Raw genomic sequence first — 21,452 nt, 5'->3', positions numbered from 1 at the left:
GAGTGCTCCTGACCTTACTTGAGGACGTAGATGACGAGGAAGAGGATGATCCAGACGATGTCGACGAAGTGCCAGTAGTAGGACACGACGACGGCCGTGGTCTCTTCCTTGTGCGTGAAGTTCTTGACCGCGTAGATGCGGCCGATCACGAGGAGGAAGGCGATGAGGCCGAGGGACACGTGGATTCCGTGGAAGCCGGTGGTCATGTAGAAGGCCGCACCATAGGGGTCAGCGCCCTCGCCGCCGAGGGTCACGCCCTCCGAGACGAACGTCGCGTACTCCCAGGCCTGGCCCGCCACGAAGATGGCGCCCATGAAGAACGTGAGGTAGAACCACTCCACGGCGCCCCACTTGAGCGGGCTCTTGCCCGTGGCGCGCGGCTGCATGCGCTCGGCGGCGAAGACGCCGGCCTGGCACGTGAACGAGGAGGCAACCAGGATCAGCGTGTTGATGAGCGCGAAGGTGAAGTTGTGCTTTTCGGTCTGCTCGGCCCACAGCTCCGGGTTCATCGCCCGCAGCGTGAAGTAGATCGCGAAGAGGCCAGCGAAGAACATGACCTCGCTGCCGAGCCACACGATCGTGCCGACAGCGACGATATTGGGTCGCTTCACCGTGGGCACGGCTGACTTCGTATTCATAGTGGTCGTTGTCACCTCTCCATTATGGCTGAAAGTTCGGTGTGGAAATCGCACCCGAGCGCGGCGTGCCGAACTTTCGGCGAGACCTCTCGAAAGCCTACCGCGGTTCGGAGCCGATCTTGGCCGCTTCAGGGGCGCTATGCCCGAAGATCCTGCGCAGAAGCTCGGTGCGAGCAGGGGGATTCCTGCCCGTGGGGCTCCGTGCGCCGCTCACGGGCGCGTGATTCCGCGCCGGTAGGATTGCCGCATGATCGACGAACGCAGCTGGCCGACCGTGCTCACTTCCCTCCTCTCGGGGGACGACCTCAGCGTGTCGCAGGCCGAGTGGGCCATGGCCGAGTTCATGGCCGGCACCGCGACGCAGGGGCAGATGGGCGCGTTCCTGGTGGCCCTGCAGTCGAAGGGCGTCACCGTCGACGAGATCGTCGGCTTCCGCGATGCGATCCTCGATGCCGCCCAGCCGATCGACCTGCCCGCGATGTCGCTCGACATCGTGGGCACGGGCGGCGACCGGTTCGGCACGGTCAACGTCTCGACCATGGCGTCCCTGATCGCCGCGTCCGCGGGTGTGCCCGTGGTGAAGCACGGGAACCGTGCCGCGAGTAGCAAGTCCGGTTCCTCCGACGTGCTGGGCGCTCTGGGCGTGCAGCTGATGCTCGAGCCCGAGCAGTTGCGAGCGGCGTTCGACCGAGCGGGGATCGCGTTCGTCCACGCGGCGAAGTTCCACACCGGATTCCGGCACGTGGCGCCGGTCCGGGCCGAGATCGGGATCCCCACCGTCTTCAACTTCCTCGGCCCCCTCTGCAACCCCGTGCGCCCGGAGGCCTCGGCGGTCGGCGTGGCGGACGTGGAGCGCGCTCCGCTGATCGCCGGCGTGTTCCAGATCCGGGGCGCCTCGGCCCTCGTGTTCCGAGGCGACGACGGGCTCGACGAGCTCACGACGACGGGGCATTCCCGCATCTGGGAGGTGAGCCGCGGCAGCATGACGGAGCACGACCTCGACCCGCGTGATCTCGGGATCGCGCGTGCGCGCATCGAGGATCTGGTCGGCGGCACTCCCGAGGAGAACGCCGACACGGTGCGGCGCGTCCTCGCGGGCGAGCGCGGACCGGTCCGGGACATCGCGGTGCTCAATGCCGCGGCCGGGCTCGTCGCCTTCGACCTCGCGAAGACCCCCGATTCCGTCGACCGCCCGATCCTCGAGCGGCTCGCCGAGCAGATCGGCAACGCAGAGCGCGCGATCGACTCGGGTGCTGCCGCGGCGAAGCTCGACGCCTGGGCGAGCGCGACCAGCGAGGCCGCCGCCTGACGGCGGCTCCGTCGACACGCAGCGGAGGATCCCGTGGCCAGATCGAACCGCGTGCCCGCGACTCCGGCGACCCGCGCGCTGCAGAACGCGGGGATCGCGTTCGAGCCGCGCACCTACGCGCACGACCCGCGCACGATCGACTACGGTGCGGAGGCGGTCGAACTGCTCGGAGTCCGAGCGGAGCGGGTGTTCAAGACGCTCATCGTGCGGTTCGCACCGTCCGAACGGAATCGCAGCGGCGCCGCCTGCGCGGTGATCCCGGTGGAGCGGCGGCTGTCCACTCACGAACTGGGCGCGGTGCTCGGCGAGAAGGGGATCGAGCTCGCGGATCCGGCGTTCGCCGAGCGGCGCACGGGGTACGTGGTCGGCGGGATCAGCCCGATCGGTCAGCGGACGCCCGTCCCGACGGTGATCGACGAGAGCGCCTGGGGTCACGAGACCGTGCTCGTCTCGGGCGGGCGGCGGGGCTTCGACCTCGAGCTCGCTCCCGAGGATCTGCGCCGAGTGATCGATGCGCGCTCGGCGGCGATCACGGCCTGAGCGCCCCCGGCGTGCGGGAGCTGCGACGAGCGGATCCCCGTCGCCCGCAGGGGTCGATCAGCGCAGATGCTGCGCCGTGAAGGACGCGGTCGGGGCGACGTACTCCTCCTGCGACTCGACCAGCTGCAGCTCGCGCTGACCCGACTCGAGCGTGTTCTTGAGGAGCCCGTACACGCTCGCGGCCGAGCGCTCGAGCGCGAACGCCAGGTCGCCGGTGCGCCGGAAGTGCGCGGAGAACAGCGCCGCGGTCACGTCGCCGGAGCCGTTGGCATGGAAGGGCAGGTGCGGCGTCTGCACGATCCAGGCACCGGACTCGCCGACGGCGAGCATCTCGATCGTGTCGGCGGGGCGGTCGGGGCGTTCGACGCTCGTGACGAGGACCGTGCGCGGGCCCTGCGCGCGCAGCAGCTCGACGGCGTCGAGCGTCTCGTCGATGGATCGCGGATCGGTGCCGGTGAGGAAGCCGAGCTCGAACTGGTTCGGCGTGAGCAGGTCCGCGTGCGGAACGACCCGGTCCCGGATCAGCTCCTGCACTTCGGGCTTCACGAAGCAGCCCGAAGTCGCGTTGCCGAGCACGGGATCGCAGGCGTAGACGGCCGCGGGGTTGCGGCGCTTCACGCGCTCGACGGCATCGAGGATCGCATCGCCGATGTCGTCGGCTCCCTGGTAGCCCGAGAGCACGATGTCGACGTCGTCGAGGCCGCCCCGCTCCTCGATCCCGGTGACGACCTCGCGCACGTCGGCTCCGCTGAGCAGGGGGCCGCGCCAGGCGCCGTAGCCGGTGTGGTTCGAGAAGTGCACCGTGTACACGGGCATCACCTCGATCCCCATGCGCTGCAGGGGGAAGACCGCGGCCGAGTTGCCGACGTGGCCGTATGCGACGGAGGACTGGATCGAGAGGACCTTCATAGTCCTCGATCCTGGCACTGGTCCAGGTCGTGGTCCAGTCCGCGCGATTCGCGATGGACCACGGATCGGATCCCGAAGCCCGCCCCGCGGATCAGGCGGAGAGCGCGGGGATCAGGCGCTGCGCGCCGCGCGCACGAAGCGCTCGATCGCATCGAGATCCTTGACCCCCGGAGCGGACTCGACGCCGCTCGAGACGTCGACGCCCCACGGTGCGGCCTCGTGGATCGCGGACGCGACGTTGTCGGGACCGAGCCCGCCCGCGAGGATCCAGCGCTCGCCGAGGCGCTCGCGATCGATGGCTCCGAGGTCCCAGGTCTCGCCGGAGCCGGCCCGCGCGCCGTCGAGCAGCACGAGCTCTTCGCCGTGATCGCCGGCCCTGAGCTCGGGTTCGCGGGCGAGCGAGGTCGCGCGCCAGACGCGCGGGAGCCGGGCGACCGCCAGAGCGAAGTCGTCGTCCGAGTAGCGGCCGTGCAGCTGCAGCACGTCGAATCCGAGCGCCTCGACCGTCTCGACGGCCTGCCGGACCGGCATCTCGCGCACGACAAGCACGGTGTCGATGGGGCGCCCGGCGACCGCGTCGAGCACGGCGCGGGCCTGCTCAAAAGAAGCGTGCCGCGGGCTCGGCTCGCTCATCACCACGCCCACGGCGTCCGCGCCGAGGTCGGCCGCGCGCGTCGCGGCTTCGGCGGTGGTGAGACCGCAGATCTTGACGTACACGTTCGAATCCTCCCGAAGTCCCGATGCTGCTGCCATGGTAGTCCGCAGAGCCGGACGCCGGTCGATGCTCGGCCGGCTCGCGATCAGGCGGCCGGGGTGGCGGGGTCGCCGAGTCCGAGCACGCGTTCGAGTTCGGCGCTGACGTCGGCGACATAGTCGTCGAACTCGAGTCGGCTCGGGGGAACCTCGCCGCGCAGGTAGGCGAGCATGCCGTCGCGCAGAGCCGCGTCGTCGGTGTCGACAACGCGGATCGTCGGATCCGGAAGCGCGTCCTCGACCGAGGCGAACGCGGTGGACACGATGGGGAGCCCGCACAGGGCGGCCTCGAGGAGCACCATCGGCTGGCCCTCGTAGTTGCTCGAGAGGACGAAGCAGTCGGCCGCGACGAGGAGCGAGACGGGCTGGTTCCGTCGGCCGGCGAGGAACGCGGCATCCTGCAGGCCCGCCTCGACGATCTGCGCGGCGAGGGCCGATTGCAGGGGGCCGCCGCCCACGATGAGCAGGCGGGCCGAGGGATCCGCGGCATGCACCTCGGCGAACGACCGGATCAGGCGGGCGTGGTTCTTCTCGGGCGACAGGCGCCCGACCGAGATGAACCACTTCGTGCTGCGTTCCGGGTTCTCGAGCTCCCGCATCCACACCGGCGGCTCCTCGTCCTCCCAGAGCAGGTCCGCGATGCGGTGCTCGGGCGACGGCATCGCCGAGGTCGCGGGGAAGTTGCGCACGGTGGTGAAATGCGACGGCGGGGCGAACTCCGCGAGCTCGCGTCGGTTGACCTCCGTGAGCCGCGGGGAGACCGAGACGAGCGCGTCGAATCCGCGGTAGAGGCGGAACACCAGGCCGAGGGAGCGCTGCATGGGGCGGCGACCGCCGACGGTCCGCATGCGGTCGGACGCCATCTCGTTGTGCAGCCAGATGGCGCGCGGCGTGTCGGGGGCCTGCAGGAGCAGGTTCGCCCAGAACGGGCTGTATCCGCTGAAGTCCGCGACCCAGTCGAACCGCGAGGAACCGAAGATCCGGTGCCACTCGTCCTTCCAGAGCGAGTCGTGCCACTGCTCGTTGCCGGGCAGGAGCGGGATCGAGGCGAGATCGCGCACGCGGCGGCGGAGCTGGAAGAACTTCGAGCCGTTCATGCCGCCCATGCGCATGACGAGGCGCACGCGGGGGTCGATCCGATCCTGGTTGGATCGCGGGGTCGCGGCCTTGAAGTACGGCGTGAGCGCCGTGACGTCGTAGCGGTCGTGGTCGATGCGGCTCAGCATGTTCATGGCCGAGCTCGTGATGCCGTTCGAACGCATGCCGCCCAGGTAGAACATCACGCGCTTGCGCCCGTCGGTGCGGGCTCGGCGGACGCGATACCCCTCGCGTTCGCCGCCGAACACGATGTCGATGATGCGCCGGGTCGCCTCGCCGTCCTCGTACGGGGTGAAGCGCTCGGCCCACTCGGCGTAGCGCTCGTGCGACTCCGGTGCGGAGCCGTCGGACGGCCCGAGCAGACGGGCGACGTGCGCGACGGCCTCGGCGGGATCCGCAGTGACCGGCCCCGGCAGCTCGTCGAGCGGCATGTAGGTGCCGCGGGCATCGGCGTAGTCGTCGGCGTCGGGGGTGAAGAAGACGATGGGGCGACCGGTCGCCAGGAAATCGAAGAAGATCGAGGAGTAGTCGGTGACGAGCGCGTCGGCCGCTCCCAGCATGACGTTCGTCGGAATGCTGTTCGGCACCAGCATGCGGCGCAGCTCCGGACGATCCTCCGCGAAGCCGTGCACGACCTGGTGGGTCTTGAGCAGCAGGATCTCGTCGTCCCCGAGAGCGGCCTGCATGGCCGTCGCGTCGTCGACGAGCGCATCGATGTTGTCTTCGGGGGAGCCGAAGGAGGCGCCGCGCCAGGTGGGCGCGTAGAGCACGACCCGGCGCTCGCCGAGGTCGAGGCCGGAACGGCGGAGCTCCGCGCGGACCTCGGCCAGCTGCTCGGGATTGAGACGCTGACGGTCGATGCGCGGGTAGCCCTCTTCGATGAGCTCGCCGCCGTAGACGTTCGTGAGGCGGTAGGACTGCTCGTACATGCGCTCGGCCATGAACGGGTTCGCGGCGAGGAGGAAATCGGCGCTGAGGAAGTTGCGCAGCGTGTTCGCCGACTGGTGGGCCCCGTCGGGCATGTCGAAGCCCATGAGCTTCAGCGGGGTGCCGTGCCAGGTGTTGAGGTAGACCTGGCCGGTGCGCTTGCCGAACGCGGGCGGGAAGGTGGCGTTGTTCACGAGGAAACCGGACGTCGACAGCGCGCGCCAGTACTCGACGCCGCCGCGGCGCACGGTGGACACTCGGGGGTGATCGCCGAACTCGGCCTCGAAGCGGGCGAGCACGGTCGGGTCGGAGATGGCCCAGACGTGCGAGAGGCGGGCGTGCTTCGGATCGTCGAGCATCTCGCGGAAGATCGCCTCGGGGTTGCAGAGGACCCCGTTGCCGGCGAAGGACTCGTAGAGCACCACGTCGGGCTGGATGGGGCGGCGCCGCTGGAGGGCGATCCGCTCCGCGGTCACCGCCATCTTGGCTCGCCGAGCGTACCGACGGATCTTCTTCACAGGCCTGCGCACATCAGAAGATTATTCCGCAGGCCATCTTGGAACTCGCCCTGCGACGGGGCGCGCCGCCGGATCGCCGTGCCACGATGGGGGAATGACCGCACTGATGCTCCGCCCGATGACCGACGGCGAGTACGCGGCCTGGCAGATCGCTCTCGCTCGCGACTACGCGGCGGAGAAGGTCGAGGCGGGCCAGTGGCCTGCCGAGGGCGCCGTCGAGCGTGCGCAGGAGGAGAACGCCGCACTCCTGCCCGAAGGGCGTTCGACGCGGGGGATGCTCTTGCGCACCGCGGTGATCCCCACGGGCGAAGCCGTCGGCCGGGTATGGATCGGCCTGGACCATCCGCGCGGTGCGCAAGGCGTCGCCTTCCTCTACGACATCGAGGTGCACGCGGAACGGCGGGGAACCGGGCTGGGGCGTGCCCTCCTCGAGGCCGCCGAGGGCGCTGCCCGGGCGGCCGGTGCCACCGCGCTCGAGCTCAACGTGTTCGGGAGCAACGGAACCGCGAGAGCGCTCTACGATTCGGCGGGCTACGCGGTGATGGCGCAGCAGATGCGCAAGCCGCTCTGAGCCGTGCGCTGCGGGATCCCTCCTGCCTGCTTCGGGCGTGTTGAGCCGGGGACCGCCCGCTAGCGCGCGAGCAGCGACCCGACCCGCCGCACCCCCTCCGCGATCTGCGCGGGCGTCGCCGCTCCGTAGGAGAGCCGGACGAACGGGGCGGGCGGTTCGTCCACGAAGAAGTGCCGCCCGTCGCCGACGAGCACACCGGCGGCGCCGGCCCGCTCGGCGAGGTCGCGGCTGTCGACGCCCGCGGCGAGACGGACCCAGAGGTGCAGTCCGCCGTCCGGGATCCGGGCGATCCGGGCATCGGGCAGCGCGCTGCGCACCGCGGAGACCAGGGCGTCCCTGCGGACCGTGAGCTCGGCGCGCAACCGCTTCAGGTGGCGCGGCCAGGCCGGCGAGGTGAGGAGGTCGGTCGCGATCTCCTGCAGCAGGGGTGCGACGCCGAGGTCGTCGGCGGTGCGCGAAGCGCGGATCCGCTGCCCGGCGGGGCCGCGGGCGATCACCGCGCCGATCCGCAGCCCGGGCGAAGCGGGCTTGGCGAGCGTGGTCACCGTGACGACGTGCCCGTGCGGGTCATCGGAGAAGAGCGGCGGCGGGGTGCTCCGCTCCAGTCCGAGGTGCCGTGCCCAGTCGTCCTCGATCACGAAGGCGCCGTGCTGGGCGGCGAGTTCGAGCACGCGTGCCCGCCGTTCGGCGCTGAGCACGGCTCCAGTCGGGTTCGCGAAGCTCGGCTGCAGGTAGACGACGCGCGCACGCGTCCGCTCGAGCTCGACGGCGAGGCGGTCGACCAGGATCCCGTCGGCGTCCGCGGGGACGGCGGCGAGCGCGAGTCCGGCGCTCTGCGCGGCGAGGATCGCTCCGGGGTAGCTGGGGCTCTCGGTGATGACGGCGGATCCGGGTTCGGCGAGCGTGCGCATCGCGAAGACGAGGCCCTGCTGACCGCCGGGCACGATCAGCACGTCGCCCGGGTCGGCTCGGTAGTCGGCGGCGATGACCCGGCGGAGCTCGGGGGAGCCGGCCGGGGGTGTGAGCTGCCAGGCTCGCGAGCCGCGTGCGGCGCGGGCGCCGATCCGCTGGAGCCCTTCGGCGGGGAGGAGTTCGGCGGAGAGGTAGCCCCAGGAGAGCGGGATCTGCTCGGGGGAGCCGTGGCCGCCGAGGCGCGAGGCGCGGTCGGGGTCGACGCGGGTGCGGCCCAGGGTCTGCGACTGCCAGGCGAAGTCGGGATCGCGTCGGTGCGCGCGTTCGGCGACGAAGGTGCCCCTGCCCGGTTCGGCTCGGACGAGCCCGAGGGCTCCGAGTTCGGCGAGCGCGGCGGAGACGGTGGCGGCGCTCGCTCGGAACTCGCGCGAGAGTTCACGCACGCCGGGCAGTTTCGTACCCGGGGTGGCGGAGTCGATGCGGCTGCGCAGTTCGGCGGCGAGCACCGCCGATCTGTTATCGTTGTTCATGAAACCATTAGATAACGTTACCCAGTTTCAGGCAAGAGTGTTTCCCTCTCCGCCGCTGGCGGCTTCATCGATCCCCGACTCGGGCGCGCGAGCGCGCCGCGGCGAGAGGGGGTGCTCCATGAGCGGCTAGTCGCCGTGCGGCCGCGATCCCGCGCGGGCCGCCTCCCGGCCGGGCCGCGAGCTCGGCGCCCCCGTACCTCAGAAACGAAACCGGAGCATTTCCCATGACCCAGCACACCACCATCACGACCGCCCCCACGATCCGCGCGCTCGCGCCCGCCGATGAGGCGCGGTGGCGCGAGCTGTTCCGCGCGTATCGCGAGTTCTACCGGCTCGCGGAGTCCGAGGAGGTCGTCTCGCGGGCCTGGGCCTGGATGATGGATCCCGCCCACGAGTGCAGCGCGCTGGTGGCCGAGGCGGACGGAACCGTCGTCGGCTTCGCGCACCATCGTCGTTTCTCATCGCCCTACACGGGCAGCAGCGGCATCTTCCTCGACGACCTGTTCACCGATCCCGGGGCGCGCGGTCGCGGGGTCGGGCGCGCCCTCATCGGCCGGCTCACCGAGATGGCCGACGCCGAGGGGCGGAGCGTCGTGCAGTGGGTGACCGCCGACGACAACCACCGGGCGCAAGCGCTCTACGACACCCTGGCCGAGCGGACCCGCTGGGTCACCTACGAGGCCGATCCCGCCGCGCGGGCCTGATGGACCCGCGGTTCGCGGGCCGGCGGTGGCGAAGCACCGGCCGGCCCGCGGACCGCGCTCGTGCATGCCACGAGCCCGATGCGACGGGGAGTAGCGTTCGGGCGTGAAGACTTTCGAGATGCGCGGCTCGCGCCTGCTGGGCCTCGGGCACTTCCAGCCCGAGCGGATCGTGACCAACGACGACCTCGCGGCGATGGTCGAGACGAACGACGAGTGGATCCGCAGCCGGACGGGCATTCGCGAGCGCCGCATCATCGGAGCGGACGACTCTGTGCTGTCGATGGCGGTGGCTGCCGCCCGCATGGCGATGGACGACGCCGGCGTCGCGCGCGTCGACCTGGTGTTGCTCGCATCGACCACGTCCGAGCACCGGAGCCCGAACGCGGCCGGTCGCGTGGTCGCGGAGCTCGGGCTCGACGGTGCGGCGGCCGTCGACATCAACACCGCGTGCTCGGGCTTCGAGTACGCGCTCGGCATCGCGGAGCAGGCCGTCCGCACCGGCAGCGCCGACTCGGCGCTCGTGATCGGCGCCGAGGCGCTCAGCGCCTTCACCGACTGGACGGACCGCAGCACTTGCGTGCTGACTGCGGACGGGGCCGGGGCCGTCGTGGTCGGGGTCTCGGAGGAGCCGCGGATCTCCCCGGTCGTCTGGGGCACCGTGCCGGGCCTCACCGAGGCCGTGCGGATCGACGGGGCGCCGCAGCTCTTCTCCCAGGACGGACGCAAGATCATGCGCTGGGCGCTCACCGGGGCCGCGCCCATCGCCGAGCGGATCCTCGACACCGCTGGGGTGAGCGCCCGCGAGGTCGACGTGTTCGCTCTGCACCAGGCGAACCTGCGGATCATCGAGCCGCTGACGAACGCCCTGGGGGCCGCCGCTCAGCAGATCGTGATCCGCGACATCGAGGAGTCGGGCAACACCTCCGCGGCGTCCGTGCCGCTCGGGCTCTCGAAGGCCTGGCATCGCGGCGAGCTGCCGCGCGGCGGAACGGTGCTGCTCTTCGGCTTCGGCGGCGGTTTCGCCTACGCCGGCCAGGTCGCGGAACTGCCCGAGTAGCGGCCCGGCGGCCCGGCGGCCCGGATCAGTCGGCGTCCAGCCGGCCCTCGCCCCACTCGCGGAGCAGCACGATGAGCGCGTCGACCTGCTGCTCCGTGAATCGCGTCGGGATCTCGTGCGTCTCGCCCGCACCGAGCAGGATCCGGTGCGCACTGTCGGGTGCGCGCCGGATCTGATCGGGGACGAACTGCTCGGTCGGCGTGAACGCCGGGTCCTCGCCGAGGTCCTTCGAGCGCGCGCCGCGGTCGGTGAGGAGGAACCCGTACGCGCCGATCAGCGTGCTATCGGTGCAGGCGATCAGGATTCGTTCCCCGGGGTCGAGCGGCAGCTTCTTCGCGAGCTTCGCGAAGTGCTTCGCGTGCTTCGGATCGCCCGGCAGCTTCACCGCGTTCCCGAGGCCCAGCTCGCGGACGCGCCCGAGCAGTCCGGTCGATGTCGGGGGCTCGGGGGCGAGCTCCGCGCCGGCGCGCTGGAGCGTCTCCATCGCGGCGACGAGCAGCTCGGAGAGCAGGACGCCGAGACCGGACGCGGTGTCCGCATCGATGAGGGAGCGCGCGAACTCCCAGTCGTAGGAGGACGCGGCGGACGCCGCGATCTCGGACGCGGATCCCGCGACGCCCGCGCTGCCGACGAACAGCGGGTACTGGCGGGGAGTCGCGGTTCCGAACACGCCGTCGACCTGATCCTTGACCAGGAGCCGACGATCGGTGAGCAGGAACCCCTGCGCCTCCCGGCGGCCGGTGAACCGGCCGACGACGTCGTAGCCGATCCAGGCGAGCGGGAGCTCGTCAGCGCCGGCGGGCTCCGGGAGCGCCAGCTGCTCGACCGCGTGCCAGAAGCGATCCGCGCCGTCCTCGTAGTCGGGGTGCCGGTGGCCCGCGATGAACAGCAGCTCCTGCTCCCGCGGGACGGTCGCAGCGCGCTCGGCGATCGCGGCCGCGACGACCGAGTGAGTGCGGACGCGCCCTTCGGGGAGCGCGGCGAGGTACTGGGCGAGCGATCCGGTGGGGTCGGCGGGCATGGCGGCTCCTCGAGGGGTCGTGCACTGACAGGGAGTCGAGTGATTCCTTACTAGAGTACGGGAATGGTGGTGCGCTCCGAGCTGAATGCGGGCGCCCATGGCCGCGGGTTACCATCGAAGCACTGTGACCGCATTCGCCCAGACCGCCCGCACCGGATCCGTCCGGTGGTCGCGCGTACGCGGAATCGGCGCTGTCGCCGGTGTCGCGGTGCTGCTGGGCTCGGCTGCACTGGCGCCGCTCTCCATGCCGAACGCCTTCGCGAGCGACGGATCCGGCGAGGTCGCCGACGCGCGGACGCAGAGCTTCGCCGCGGCCGACAGCGCGGAACCCGCCGTCGACCTCGGCGTCTCCGACATCGAGCGCATCGGCGCGACGAACGCTGCCGTGAAGTCGCCCAGCAAGCAGCTCGTCGGCGCACCCCTCTACACGCTCGCGCAGTTCATGTTCAGCGGCGCGATCGAGTGGGGCGGCTACAAGTTCACCTACTACAGCCAGCAGGTGCTGCCGGGCCAGGGACTCGAGGTGCCCGGGCGGCACGTCAACGAGGACGGCTACGTGAGCGACGGCGACGGCTTCATCGTGCTCGCGGGTTCGGCGCCGAAGGGCACGGTGTTCCCGACCCCGTTCGGATACCAGGGCAAGATCTACGACCGCGGCACCGTCGGCAACCACCTCGACGTCTACATCCGCTGATCGTCGCCGCTCGGCAGCGCCCGGGTCACCCCCACTTCGCCGGAGGCGGGGTCCACTCCGACAGGCGGCGCAGCAGCGTCTCCGGATCGCTCTCGACGATCAGCGAGTCGAGGTACCGCTGCGCGAGGAACCCGCGCTCGACCATGTCGCCGAGCGCCGCGAGCATCGGCTGCCAGTAGCCGTCGATATCGACGAGCGCGACGGGACGGTTGTGCAGCCCGAGGTTCATCCAGGTGAAGGCCTCGAAGAACTCCTCGAGCGTGCCGGGCCCGCCCGGGAGCGCGACGAGTGCATCGGCGAGGGCGATCATGCGCCGCTTGCGGGACTGCATGTCGGCCACGACTTCGAGGCGCGTGAGCCCGGTGTGGCCGATCTCGCCGTCGACGAGGCGCTGCGGGATCACGCCGAACGCCTCGCCTCCGCCCGCCAGGACCGCATCCGCGACGGCGCCCATGAGGCCGACCTTTCCACCGCCGTAGACGAGATCGATGCCCCGCTCGGCCAGCGCCGAGCCGAACGAAGCGGCCTCGCGAACGATACGAGGATCCAGCCCCAGCGCGGATCCCGTGTACACGGCGATCCGCTGCGGCGCGATGCCCGAGAGCGGCGCGCGGCGGATCAGCCCCGGGAAGACGTGCTCGGAGTTGAGGGGGGCCATGCCCCCGTGCGGCGCCGAAGGATCCACCCACTCCAGGTGCTCGATCTCGGCGCGGGGCGCATCCACCGGCCGGAACGGGTGCTCGAACACATCGGCCACCAGGGCGTGCCCCGGCTCGTTCGCCGCAGCGGAGGCGAATCGACCGACGCCGCGCAGCAGCAGCGGATCCAGCTCGACCCCCAGCTCCTCGGCGAACTCGCGCACCGCCGTGTCGCGGGGATCCTCGCCGGCCTCCGGCTTGCCGCCCGGCAGCATCAGCATCGAGGTGCCGCGCTTGCGCACGTTCAGCACCCGCCCGGACTCGTCCCGCATCACGACCGCACTGACCCGAATGGTTCTGTTCACCGCAGCAGCCTATCGAGCCGCACCCGCGCGAACCCCGATTGGAAGCGGCGGAGCCCGGCACCTAGGCTGGCCCCATGCCCCAGCAGTCCCCGCTCCGCGTCGCCCTCCTCGGGCTCGGCGCGATCGGCACGCGCGTGGCCGACGGATTGCGGACCGGCGCGGCGCCCGGCGCCGTCCTGGTCGGCGCGGTCGTGCGCACCCCGGGAGCCGCGACCGCGCGGGGGATCACCGAACTCGACCTCGACGACGCCGTCGCCTCCAGCGACCTGGTCGTCGAGTGCGCGGGAGTCCCCGCCGCCCGCGAACTCGGTCCGCGGGTCGTCTCCGCGGGACGCGACCTGCTGCTCGTCTCGATCGGCGCCCTCGCCGACCCGCTGGACCGCGCGCGGCTGCTCGACGGCCCCGGCATCTGCCGCCTCTCCACCGGAGCGATCGGCGGCCTCGACCTGCTGCGCGCAGCGACGCGCGACGGCGGACTCGCCCGGGCCTCGCTCACCACCACCAAGCGCCCCGAAGCCCTCGTCCAGCCCTGGATGACCGAGGCCGAGCGAGCCTCTCTGCTCGGCCTCGCGGAACCGACCCGGATCCTCACCGGCACCGTGCGGGACGCGATCGAACGGTTCCCGAGCTCGCTCAACGTCGCCGTCGCGCTCGCCGCCGCGACCGGGCTCTGGGAGCAGACCGAGGTGCGGCTGGTCGCGGACCCCCGCGCCCCGCGCACCGAGCACCTGATCGAAGCCTCGGGCGCCGCAGGGGAGTACCGCTTCGCCGCCGCGAACGCTCCGCTGCCCGAACGGCCCGCATCGAGTGGGATCGTGTCGCAGGCCGTGCTGCGCGGCATCGCCGACCTCGCACGTCCCGGGGGAGCGTTCGTCTAGTCGCCCGTCGTCGGAACGGCGCCGCTACCCGCTCGCGACGGCGATCGACTCGCGATCCTGGAACGCGGTACGCGGGACGAAGCACAGCAGCACCGCCGAGCAGAGCGCGCTCGCCCCGCACACGATCCAGACGATCACGTACCCGGACAGCGACCCCGCCGTAGCCGTCTCGTCGGCCGCGGCCCCCGTGGCTCCGTGCAGCAGCGCGATCCCGAACACGCAGGAGGCCAGCGCGCCGCCGACGGTCTTCACCGAATTGGTGAGACCCGTCGCGACGCCCGTCTGCGTCTCGGGCGCAGCAGACGCCGCAGCCGCCGGAAGCGCGGCGACGAGCGCCCCGGACCCGAGCCCCGCCACCACCATGTTCGCGACCACCTGGCCGTACCCGTCGTGGAAGGGCAGGAAGAGCAGATACCCCACGCCGATGCAGGTCGACGCGACCACGAGCGCCAGCCGCGGCGTGATCCGGCGCGCCAGCTTCGGGAACAGCAGCGCGCCCGTGATCATCGCGATCAGGTAGAAGCCGATCAGCAGGGACGCCCCGAACCCCGACGCACCGAGACCATAGCCGTAGCGCTCGGGATCGGTGCGCGCGAAGGTCGACAGCGGAGCCTGCGCCCCCAGCACGCTCATCCCGAAGAGACCTGCGGTCAGGAAAATCGGCAGCAGCGCCGGCGACCGGAACATGCGCACATCGATCAGCGGATCCGGATGGCGCAGCTCCCACAGGGCGAAGGGAACGACGAGCAGGAGACCGAGCCCCAGCGCGACCCAGGGCAGCGGCTCGCCCGCACCCTGCAGACGGAGCAGACTGAAACCGCCGGTCAGCGCCAGCAGCGCGAGCGAGACGAGCGACGCACCGACCCAGTCGAACTCGCCCCGGTTCGGGACCCCGACGTCGGACACCCCGAACCTGACGACGAAGAAGCAGATCACCACGCACACCGCCGGGACCGCGAGCACGACCGGCAGAGGCAGCACATCGATGAGCGCCCCGCCGCCCAGCGCACCCAGGATCGCGCCCAGCTCGAGCGCCGCCACCAGGATGCCCGCTGCGCGCGTGGTCAGGACCGAACGCCCATCGGTGCCCCGGGTCCGCGACCAGATGATCGCGATCTCGAGCGGGAGCCAGACCACGTAGAAGCCCTGCAGCGCCCACGCCGCAAGGAACACCCCGAAGCTGTCGGTGAACGGCAGCACCGCGCTCGCCGCAGCGGTCACCGCGGTCGAGATCAGCAGGATCCGCTTGTGCCCGACCATGTCGCCGAGCTTCGCGAGCGCGGGCACGATGAGCGCGGACAGCATCAGCTGCGACCCCTCGAGCCAGTTCACGTCGGCATCGCGCACATGGAGGTGGCGCGCGATGTCGGTGAGCATCGGCGTGTAGTAGCCCTGCAGGATCCCGCTCGTGAACTCCACGAAGGCCAGCAGCCCGACGATGCCGGCGACGCTGCGGAGCGTGACGCGCGACACGGTCACAGCCCCATCAGAAGGGCTCGGTGGAAGCGCTCGCCGCGTTCCAGCTCGGTCACCGCGACCCGCTCGTCGACGCCGTGGATCGTGGCGCGGAGCTCGGCCGACATGGCGAGCGGCGCGAAACGGTAGACCGCCGGACAGAAGCGATGGAAATACCGTGAGTCGGTCGCGGCCATCATCACGTAGGGGACCGTCGCCGCTTCGGGGTGGGACGCGCCGACCGAACGGGCGATGAGCGCGAACTGCGCGTTATCGGTGCGCGACTCGGCCGAGGGCTCGCTGCCCTCGAGCAGCTCGACCCGCACCTCCCGGTCCCCGATCCGGCGCGTCACCCGGCGCATCGCCGAGGCCACGCTCTCGCCCAGTGCGATGCGCAGGTTCAGGGTCGCGGTCGCCTGCGACGGCAGCACGTTCGCAGCGGTGCCGCCCGACTGCATGGTCGCGGCGATCGTGGTGCGCACGAGTGCCGCGGGCTCGCCGCCGAGCCGCGCGAAGAGCCGCGCGGTGACCGGCGGCATCGCCGCCAGCGCGCGGAGCAGGAGACCGGCGGGACGATTCGCGCGCTCGGAGAAGAGCTGCAGCATGCGCGAGATCCCGGCGGGCGTGCGCGGGCGGAATGTCGTCGGGCCGAGCCGGTCGACCGCCCGCGCGACCCTGCCGACCGCGGTGCGGGTCGGCGGGGTGGACGCGTGACCGCCATCGCCGCGGGCGCTGAGCCGCAGGGTCGCGATGCCCTTCTCGCCGACACCGACCATGGCGGCGGTCCCTCGGACGAAGGGCAGCGGTGCGTCGACCACGGCGCCGCCCTCGTCGATCACCATCCAGGGAACGATGCCCCGCTGCCGCAGGGCCTGCGCGATCGCCTCCGCCGCGTCGCCGAAGGTCTCCTCGTTCCCGCCGAACGAGAGGTACACCTCGCGGGCCGGCACGAATCCCGCGGCGAGCAGGTTCTCGACCGCCTCCAGCACCACCAGCAGCGGCCCCTTGTCGTCGAGCGCGCCGCGCCCGAAGACGAAGCCGTCGGCGACGATGCCGGCGAACGGCGGATGCGTCCAGTCGTCGCTCTCGTCGACCGGCACCACGTCGAAGTGCGCCATGAGTACGAGCGGCTCGCGCTCGTGCCCCGCGCCGCGCCAGCGGTAGAGCAGGCCGAGGGGTCCGACACGGTCCAGCTCGAGGCGCTCGTGCACGAGCGGGTAGAGCTCGCGCAGCAGATCGACGAAGGCCTCGAAGGGGGCATCGCCGCGCGTCTCGTGCTCGGCCGAGACGGTGGGCAGCTGGATCATGCGCGAGAGGCGTTCGGCCGCGCCATCGCGCGCCGCGACCTCGATGTCACTGGGCATGGCAAAACCCTAGTGGGTCGGCGCGATTTTCCGTACGCGAGTCGCGCAGCGGGTCAGGCGAAGGATTCGCGCAGCGCCGGTTCGAGCCGCGGGTAGGCGAAGCGGAATCCCGCCTCCTGCAGCCGCTCGGGCAGCACCCAGCGGCTCTTCAGCACGAGCTCGGTCTCGGTGCGGATCGCGGCGGCCCCGATCTCGAGCACCCACCGCGGCATCGGCACGCCGAACGGGATCCCCAGCACGCGGCGCACGGCCGCCTGCAGCTCCCGGTTGGTCGAGGGGTTCGGCGAGGCGACGTTGATCGGTCCGTCGAGTTCCGGGTGGGATTCGAGGAACCCGACGATGCGCGCGACGTCCTCGACGTGGATCCAGCTGAAACGCTGCGCGCCCCGGCGCGCGCCGAAGCGGTGCGCGGTGCCCGCCCGGCTGCGACGCCCGGAGATCGGCCAGCGGCCATCCCACTGCGCCCCGCCGAGGCCCAGGCGGGCGAGCGCGCCGATGGGACCGAGCACTCCGCCGTGACCGAGCACGATCGCCGTGCGCAGCGCCACTCGGCGGGTGCCGGGCAGCTTGCCCGAGAAGAACTCGCGCTCCCACGCGCGGGCGATGCCGACCGAGAAGCCCTCTCCGAGCTCGCCCGTGCGCTCCGTCATCGGGCGGTCCTCGGCGTGCCGGTAGATGGTCGCCGTGGACGCGTTGATCCAGAGCCTGGGAGGTGCGTCCGAGGCGCGGATCGCGCGCCCCAGCGCGGCGGTGGTGCCGACGCGCGAGCGCAGGATCTCAGCGCGGTTCGCGGGGGTATAGCGGCAGTTGACGCTCTTTCCGGCGAGACCGACGACCATCGACGCGCCGTCGACCGCACGTGCGAGGCCCGCATCGTCGTCCCAGCGCAGGTCGGCCCCGCGGCGGCCGACCGTGATGACCTGCCGGCCGGACTCGCGCAGGCGCTGCACGAGCACAACGCCCATGAAACCCCCGGCTCCGCCGACGACCACGCGGCCGGTCGGCTGAGCCGAGGGCTCCGAGGAACCGGTGGTCACTCGGCGCGGGTCACGAGGGTCGGGCAGGGCAGCTCCTGCAGCACGCCGTGGCTGACCGAACCGAGCAGCAGGCGCGAGAATCCGCCGTGCCCGCGGCTGCCGACCACGAGCAGATCGGCGCCCGCCGCGGCCTCGACCAGGGCGGTCACCGGGGGAGCCTGCACGAGCTTGCGCTGCACCTCGAGATCGGGGTAGCGGTCCGCGAGGCCCGCGGTGCCGATCGCGATGGCCTCCTCGGCAGCCGAACGCTGAGCGGCGATGAGGTCTTCGCTCCAGAGATACTCGAGACCGGGAGTGAGGGGCGGCATCCAGGCGTAGACCGCGATGAGCGGCACGCCCGCCCGCGACGCCTCGGCCGCTGCGACGGCGATCGCGCGCTTCGAGGGCTCGGAACCGTCGACGCCGACCACGATGCCGGGGACGCGCTCGCCCTCCTCGGCGGTGCGCGGTTTCGGGATCACGGCGACCGGGCAGTGCGCGACCGCTGCGACCTTGACGGCGCGGGTGCCGAAGAAGGTGCCGGCGAAACGGCTGCCGGAGTGGGCGCCCAGCACGAGGAGATCCGCGCGCTTCGAGGCCTGCTCGAGCTCGGTGACGGGGTGCCCGACCACAGCGGTGCCGGTGACCGAGCCCGCGAAGCCGCTGCGCTTCGCGTAGGCGCACTCCGCGGCCAGCATCTCGTCGGAGGCCTTCTGCGCCTCGGAGACGAAGGCGACGCTCTCGGAGAGGAAGGTGTCGTCGGTGACGTACATCAACTCCACCGACGCGCCGCGTTCGCCGGCCCGCCTCAACCCCCAATCGAGCGCTGCTCGACTCTGCTCGGAACCGTCTACTCCGATGATGAATTTCTCGGACATGGTGCTCCTTTCGGGGGCTGAGGCGGGTGGGACCGGGCCGGGCTGCTAGGCCTGCAGCGCCGGGAGGTGAGCCGGGTGGCTGCCGGCGAGCTGCTCGATGATGCGGACCACCTGGCAGCTGTAGCCGTACTCGTTGTCGTACCAGACGTAGACCACGGCGCTGTCGCCGGTCACGATGGTCGCGAGGCCGTCGACGATGCCAGCGCGGTTCGAGCCGACGAAGTCGGTCGAGACGATCTCGGCGGACTCGACGTAGTCGATCTGCGTGCGCAGCGCGCCCGTGAGCGACACCTGCTCGAGGATCGAGTTGAGCTCCTCGCGGGTGGTCTCGCGCTCGAGCTGCAGGTTGAGCACGGCCATCGAGACATCGGGGGTGGGAACGCGGATCGCGTTGCCGGTGAGCTTGCCCTCGAACTCGGGGAGCGCCTTCGACACGGCCTTCGCCGCACCGGTCTCGGTCAGCACCATGTTGAGCGCGGCCGAGCGGCCGCGACGATCGCCCTTGTGGAAGTTGTCGATCAGGTTCTGATCGTTCGTGTACGAGTGCACGGTCTCGACGTGCCCGCGCTTGACCCCGAAGTGGTCGTTCATGACCTTGAGCACCGGCGTGATGGCGTTCGTGGTGCAGGAGGCGGCACTGAGGATGGTGTGCTCGTCGGTGATCTTGGAGCTGTTCACGCCGTACACGACGTTGAGCATGTCGCCCTTGCCGGGAGCGGTGAGCAGCACGCGCGAGATGCCCTGGTTCTGCAGGTGCTGCCCCAGGCCCTCGGCATCGCGCCAGCGGCCCGTGTTGTCGACGAGGATCGCGTCCTCGATGCCGTACTGCGTGTAGTCGACGCTCGCGGGGTCGTTCGAGTAGATGACCTGGATGCGCACGCCGTTGGCGAGGATCGCGTCCTCGTCCTCGAGCACCTTGATGGTGCCGTTGAAGGGGCCGTGCACCGAATCGCGCTTGAGCAGGTTGGCGCGCTTCGCGAGATCGTTCTCGGAGCCCTTGCGCACGACGATCGCGCGCAGGTTCAGGCCGTTGCCGCTGCCGGAGTGATCGATGATGATGCGGGCGAGCAGGCGGCCGATGCGGCCGAAGCCGTAGAGCACGACGTCGGTGCCGTTGCCGCGCTCGGCCTCGAGCGCGGGAGCCAGCTCGGCGCGCAGGTAGGCCTCGAGATCGCTCTGGCCCGACGTGCGGAAGCCGTTGGCGAGCAGCGCGAGGTCGACCGAGACGGGGCCGGGCTGGATCTTCGCCAGTGCTTCGACGACCGCCGACGACTCGTCGAGCGGCAGCTCGACGTCGTCGATCTTGCGCGCGAAGCTGTGCGCCCGGATGATGTCGATCGGGGAGCGGCCCACCAGGCTGCGCCCGTGCACCGACATGACCACGTCGTGATCCCGATACAGCTGTCCGATGAGCGGGATCATCCGCTCGGCGAGCTCCTGCTTGGCCTTCCAAGCTTCGAGGTGTGCATCCGCGCGCTGGATCATGTGAACGGTGGGTTCCTTCCGTGGAATGTCGAGGACTCCCGGCCTGCCCGCCGGCGCCGTCTGAGGCGTCGTACCTCAGTATCCCATGTGCGTGCCCGCCGCGCGTCCGCGGCGCTCCGATTTCGCAGGATCCTCGTCTCCGTCATGAAACGTCACGCAGTTCGCGTCGGCCCGGCGGCATCGCCCAGACTCATGGGGACCGAGCCAGATCGTCACGAAACGAGGAACCCATGGCACTCAGCAAGAAGCGCGGCATCATCGCCGCTTCGATCACCGCTCTGGCGCTCGTGGCCACCACCGCGCTCGCCGGCTGCGCGACCTCGAACGACTCCGCGGACTCCGGGTCGTCGGATGCGAAGCACGTCAAGATCGGCGTGGTGGGCGCGAGCGACCCGTACTGGAAGACCTTCGTCGATGCCGCCAAGAAGGAGGGCATCGAGGTCGAGCTGAAGGACTTCACCGACTACAACCAGCCGAACCCCGCGCTCAGCGCCGGTGAGCTCGACCTGAACCAGTTCCAGCACATCGTCTACCTCGCGGACTACAACGTGCAGAACAACGACGACCTCGTGCCGGTGGGCTCGACGGCGATCTACCCCCTCGCGGTGTTCTCGACCAAGCACAAGAAGCTCGACGAGATCCCCAAGGGCGGCACCGTCGCGATCCCCTCGGATCCGACGAACCGAGCCCGCGGCCTGAACGTGCTGCAGTCGGCCGGCCTGCTGAAGCTCAAGGACGGCGGCACGCTGTTCTCGACCCCGAAGGACATCGACGAGGGCGCCTCGAAGGTGAAGGTCAAGGAGATGGACGCGTCGTTCACCGCGACCTCGCTCGCCGACGTCGACGGAGCGGTCGTCAACAACGACTTCGTCACCAAGGCCGGCCTGAAGTTCTCCGACGCCCTCTACCAGGACGATCCCAAGGACGCCGGCGCGAAGTACTTCATCAACATCTTCGCCGCGAAGAAGAAGGACGCCGACAACCCGACCTTCAAGAAGCTCATCGATCTCTACCAGAGCGACGAGGCCGTGCAGAAGGGTGTGCTCGAGAACTCGGGCGGCAGCGCCATCCTGCTGAAGACCCCCGTGTCGGAGCTGCAGGATATTCTGAAGGACGCCGAGAAGCAGGTGAAGGAGCACAAGTAAGCGCTCCCGCCGTTCGAACGATCGAGCGAGCGCGACGAGTCGGAACC

At 70.9% G+C, this 21,452-nt stretch carries 20 protein-coding genes; 8 read left to right on the top strand and 12 right to left on the bottom strand.

Features of this window, described 5'->3' with window-relative positions; genetic code table 11:
• Nucleotides 1-14: 14 nt before the first annotated feature.
• Nucleotides 15-638 (bottom strand): heme-copper oxidase subunit III, encoded by a 624-nt coding sequence (locus tag BMH31_RS12860; RefSeq protein ID WP_046456342.1) that lies wholly within the window; start codon nt 636-638, stop codon nt 15-17.
• Nucleotides 639-885: 247 nt separating this feature from the next.
• Between BMH31_RS12860 and trpD the strand changes: the two genes are divergently transcribed.
• Both trpD and ybaK read left to right on the top strand, forming a co-directional pair.
• Nucleotides 886-1,947, top strand: coding sequence for an anthranilate phosphoribosyltransferase (trpD, locus tag BMH31_RS12855; RefSeq protein ID WP_099724892.1), 1,062 nt, complete (start codon nt 886-888; stop codon nt 1,945-1,947).
• A gap of 33 nt (nt 1,948-1,980) precedes the next feature.
• Nucleotides 1,981-2,487: a Cys-tRNA(Pro) deacylase gene (ybaK, locus tag BMH31_RS12850; RefSeq protein WP_099724893.1), complete on the top strand. Its 507-nt coding sequence runs from the start codon at nt 1,981-1,983 to the stop codon at nt 2,485-2,487.
• A 57-nt stretch (nt 2,488-2,544) separates the two neighbouring features.
• Here ybaK and pdxY read toward each other — a convergent pair whose 3' ends face one another.
• The 3 genes from pdxY to BMH31_RS12835 all read right to left on the bottom strand — a co-directional run bounded on the left by pdxY (nt 2,545) and on the right by BMH31_RS12835 (nt 6,656).
• Nucleotides 2,545-3,396 carry a pyridoxal kinase PdxY gene (gene pdxY, locus BMH31_RS12845; protein WP_099724894.1) on the bottom strand — a complete coding sequence of 284 codons (852 nt, stop codon included), beginning with the start codon at nt 3,394-3,396 and terminating at the stop codon, nt 2,545-2,547.
• Nucleotides 3,397-3,507: 111 nt separating this feature from the next.
• A complete protein-coding gene (locus tag BMH31_RS12840) occupies nt 3,508-4,113 on the bottom strand; it encodes a phosphoribosylanthranilate isomerase (RefSeq protein WP_099724895.1) in 606 nt (201 codons plus the stop codon).
• An 83-nt stretch (nt 4,114-4,196) separates the two neighbouring features.
• Nucleotides 4,197-6,656, bottom strand: a complete 2,460-nt coding sequence (locus tag BMH31_RS12835) for a glycosyltransferase (RefSeq protein ID WP_099724896.1) — start codon at nt 6,654-6,656, stop codon at nt 4,197-4,199.
• Between the two features lie 130 nt (nt 6,657-6,786).
• On the opposite strand from BMH31_RS12835, the gene BMH31_RS12830 reads away from it, so the two are divergent.
• Nucleotides 6,787-7,263 carry a GNAT family N-acetyltransferase gene (locus tag BMH31_RS12830; protein ID WP_099724897.1) on the top strand — a complete coding sequence of 159 codons (477 nt, stop codon included), beginning with the start codon at nt 6,787-6,789 and terminating at the stop codon, nt 7,261-7,263.
• A 59-nt stretch (nt 7,264-7,322) separates the two neighbouring features.
• Here the strand turns inward: BMH31_RS12830 and BMH31_RS12825 are convergent, their stop codons facing one another.
• A complete protein-coding gene (locus BMH31_RS12825) occupies nt 7,323-8,705 on the bottom strand; it encodes a PLP-dependent aminotransferase family protein (RefSeq protein WP_099724898.1) in 1,383 nt (460 codons plus the stop codon).
• Between the two features lie 224 nt (nt 8,706-8,929).
• On the opposite strand from BMH31_RS12825, the gene BMH31_RS12820 reads away from it, so the two are divergent.
• Nucleotides 8,930-9,409: a GNAT family N-acetyltransferase gene (locus tag BMH31_RS12820; RefSeq protein ID WP_099724899.1), complete on the top strand. Its 480-nt coding sequence runs from the start codon at nt 8,930-8,932 to the stop codon at nt 9,407-9,409.
• 103 nt (nt 9,410-9,512) lie between these two features.
• Nucleotides 9,513-10,466, top strand: coding sequence for a beta-ketoacyl-ACP synthase 3 (locus tag BMH31_RS12815; RefSeq protein WP_306460338.1), 954 nt, complete (start codon nt 9,513-9,515; stop codon nt 10,464-10,466).
• A gap of 25 nt (nt 10,467-10,491) precedes the next feature.
• On the opposite strand, the gene BMH31_RS12810 is transcribed toward BMH31_RS12815, so the two are convergent.
• Nucleotides 10,492-11,487 carry a hypothetical protein gene (locus BMH31_RS12810; RefSeq protein ID WP_099724900.1) on the bottom strand — a complete coding sequence of 332 codons (996 nt, stop codon included), beginning with the start codon at nt 11,485-11,487 and terminating at the stop codon, nt 10,492-10,494.
• A 124-nt stretch (nt 11,488-11,611) separates the two neighbouring features.
• On the opposite strand from BMH31_RS12810, the gene BMH31_RS12805 reads away from it, so the two are divergent.
• Nucleotides 11,612-12,181, top strand: coding sequence for a hypothetical protein (locus BMH31_RS12805; RefSeq protein WP_099724901.1), 570 nt, complete (start codon nt 11,612-11,614; stop codon nt 12,179-12,181).
• 25 nt (nt 12,182-12,206) lie between these two features.
• Here BMH31_RS12805 and BMH31_RS15845 read toward each other — a convergent pair whose 3' ends face one another.
• Nucleotides 12,207-13,184 (bottom strand): TIGR00730 family Rossman fold protein, encoded by a 978-nt coding sequence (locus BMH31_RS15845; protein WP_099724902.1) that lies wholly within the window; start codon nt 13,182-13,184, stop codon nt 12,207-12,209.
• Between the two features lie 74 nt (nt 13,185-13,258).
• Between BMH31_RS15845 and BMH31_RS12795 the strand changes: the two genes are divergently transcribed.
• Complete coding sequence (locus BMH31_RS12795; protein WP_099724903.1) at nt 13,259-14,062, top strand: aspartate dehydrogenase domain-containing protein; 804 nt, start codon at nt 13,259-13,261, stop codon at nt 14,060-14,062.
• Nucleotides 14,063-14,086: 24 nt separating this feature from the next.
• On the opposite strand, the gene BMH31_RS12790 is transcribed toward BMH31_RS12795, so the two are convergent.
• The 5 genes from BMH31_RS12790 to BMH31_RS12770 are packed head-to-tail and all read right to left on the bottom strand — an operon-like array spanning nt 14,087 to nt 20,260.
• On the bottom strand, nt 14,087-15,541 hold the full coding sequence (locus BMH31_RS12790; protein WP_099724904.1) for an MFS transporter: 1,455 nt from the start codon (nt 15,539-15,541) through the stop codon (nt 14,087-14,089).
• Nucleotides 15,538-16,881, bottom strand: a complete 1,344-nt coding sequence (locus BMH31_RS12785; RefSeq protein WP_099724905.1) for a M20/M25/M40 family metallo-hydrolase — start codon at nt 16,879-16,881, stop codon at nt 15,538-15,540. The genes BMH31_RS12790 and BMH31_RS12785 overlap by 4 nt, the downstream gene beginning before the upstream one ends.
• 53 nt (nt 16,882-16,934) lie before the next feature.
• Nucleotides 16,935-17,918 (bottom strand): DUF1731 domain-containing protein, encoded by a 984-nt coding sequence (locus BMH31_RS12780; protein WP_256382382.1) that lies wholly within the window; start codon nt 17,916-17,918, stop codon nt 16,935-16,937.
• A complete protein-coding gene (locus BMH31_RS12775; RefSeq protein ID WP_099724906.1) occupies nt 17,915-18,775 on the bottom strand; it encodes a universal stress protein in 861 nt (286 codons plus the stop codon). The genes BMH31_RS12780 and BMH31_RS12775 overlap by 4 nt, the downstream gene beginning before the upstream one ends.
• Before the next feature lie 45 nt (nt 18,776-18,820).
• Nucleotides 18,821-20,260, bottom strand: a complete 1,440-nt coding sequence (locus BMH31_RS12770; protein ID WP_099724907.1) for a glyceraldehyde-3-phosphate dehydrogenase — start codon at nt 20,258-20,260, stop codon at nt 18,821-18,823.
• Between the two features lie 230 nt (nt 20,261-20,490).
• Here BMH31_RS12770 and BMH31_RS12765 point away from each other — a divergent pair, with 230 nt between their 5' ends.
• Complete coding sequence (locus BMH31_RS12765; protein ID WP_099724908.1) at nt 20,491-21,405, top strand: MetQ/NlpA family ABC transporter substrate-binding protein; 915 nt, start codon at nt 20,491-20,493, stop codon at nt 21,403-21,405.
• The last annotated feature ends 47 nt before the right edge of the window (nt 21,406-21,452 follow it).

The sequence above is a fragment of the Leucobacter sp. OLIS6 genome (assembly GCF_002752355.1).
GTDB lineage: Bacteria > Actinomycetota > Actinomycetes > Actinomycetales > Microbacteriaceae > Leucobacter.
Note: the sequence above shows the minus strand (reverse complement) of the source record. Positions and strands in the feature narration are given on the sequence as shown.

What these genes read in the sequence shown, in the direction of transcription:
- BMH31_RS12770 (WP_099724907.1), bottom strand. Translation starts at nt 20,260, where the DNA reads ATGATCCAGCGCGCGGATGCACACCTCGAAGCTTGGAAGGCCAAGCAG.
- BMH31_RS12835 (WP_099724896.1), bottom strand. Translation starts at nt 6,656, where the DNA reads ATGGCGGTGACCGCGGAGCGGATCGCCCTCCAGCGGCGCCGCCCCATC.
- BMH31_RS12785 (WP_099724905.1), bottom strand. Translation starts at nt 16,881, where the DNA reads ATGCCCAGTGACATCGAGGTCGCGGCGCGCGATGGCGCGGCCGAACGC.
- BMH31_RS12765 (WP_099724908.1), top strand. Translation starts at nt 20,491, where the DNA reads ATGGCACTCAGCAAGAAGCGCGGCATCATCGCCGCTTCGATCACCGCT.
- BMH31_RS12860 (WP_046456342.1), bottom strand. Translation starts at nt 638, where the DNA reads ATGAATACGAAGTCAGCCGTGCCCACGGTGAAGCGACCCAATATCGTC.
- BMH31_RS12775 (WP_099724906.1), bottom strand. Translation starts at nt 18,775, where the DNA reads ATGTCCGAGAAATTCATCATCGGAGTAGACGGTTCCGAGCAGAGTCGA.
- BMH31_RS12830 (WP_099724897.1), top strand. Translation starts at nt 6,787, where the DNA reads ATGACCGCACTGATGCTCCGCCCGATGACCGACGGCGAGTACGCGGCC.
- trpD (WP_099724892.1), top strand. Translation starts at nt 886, where the DNA reads ATGATCGACGAACGCAGCTGGCCGACCGTGCTCACTTCCCTCCTCTCG.
- BMH31_RS12820 (WP_099724899.1), top strand. Translation starts at nt 8,930, where the DNA reads ATGACCCAGCACACCACCATCACGACCGCCCCCACGATCCGCGCGCTC.
- BMH31_RS12825 (WP_099724898.1), bottom strand. Translation starts at nt 8,705, where the DNA reads ATGAACAACGATAACAGATCGGCGGTGCTCGCCGCCGAACTGCGCAGC.
- pdxY (WP_099724894.1), bottom strand. Translation starts at nt 3,396, where the DNA reads ATGAAGGTCCTCTCGATCCAGTCCTCCGTCGCATACGGCCACGTCGGC.
- BMH31_RS12795 (WP_099724903.1), top strand. Translation starts at nt 13,259, where the DNA reads ATGCCCCAGCAGTCCCCGCTCCGCGTCGCCCTCCTCGGGCTCGGCGCG.
- BMH31_RS12810 (WP_099724900.1), bottom strand. Translation starts at nt 11,487, where the DNA reads ATGCCCGCCGACCCCACCGGATCGCTCGCCCAGTACCTCGCCGCGCTC.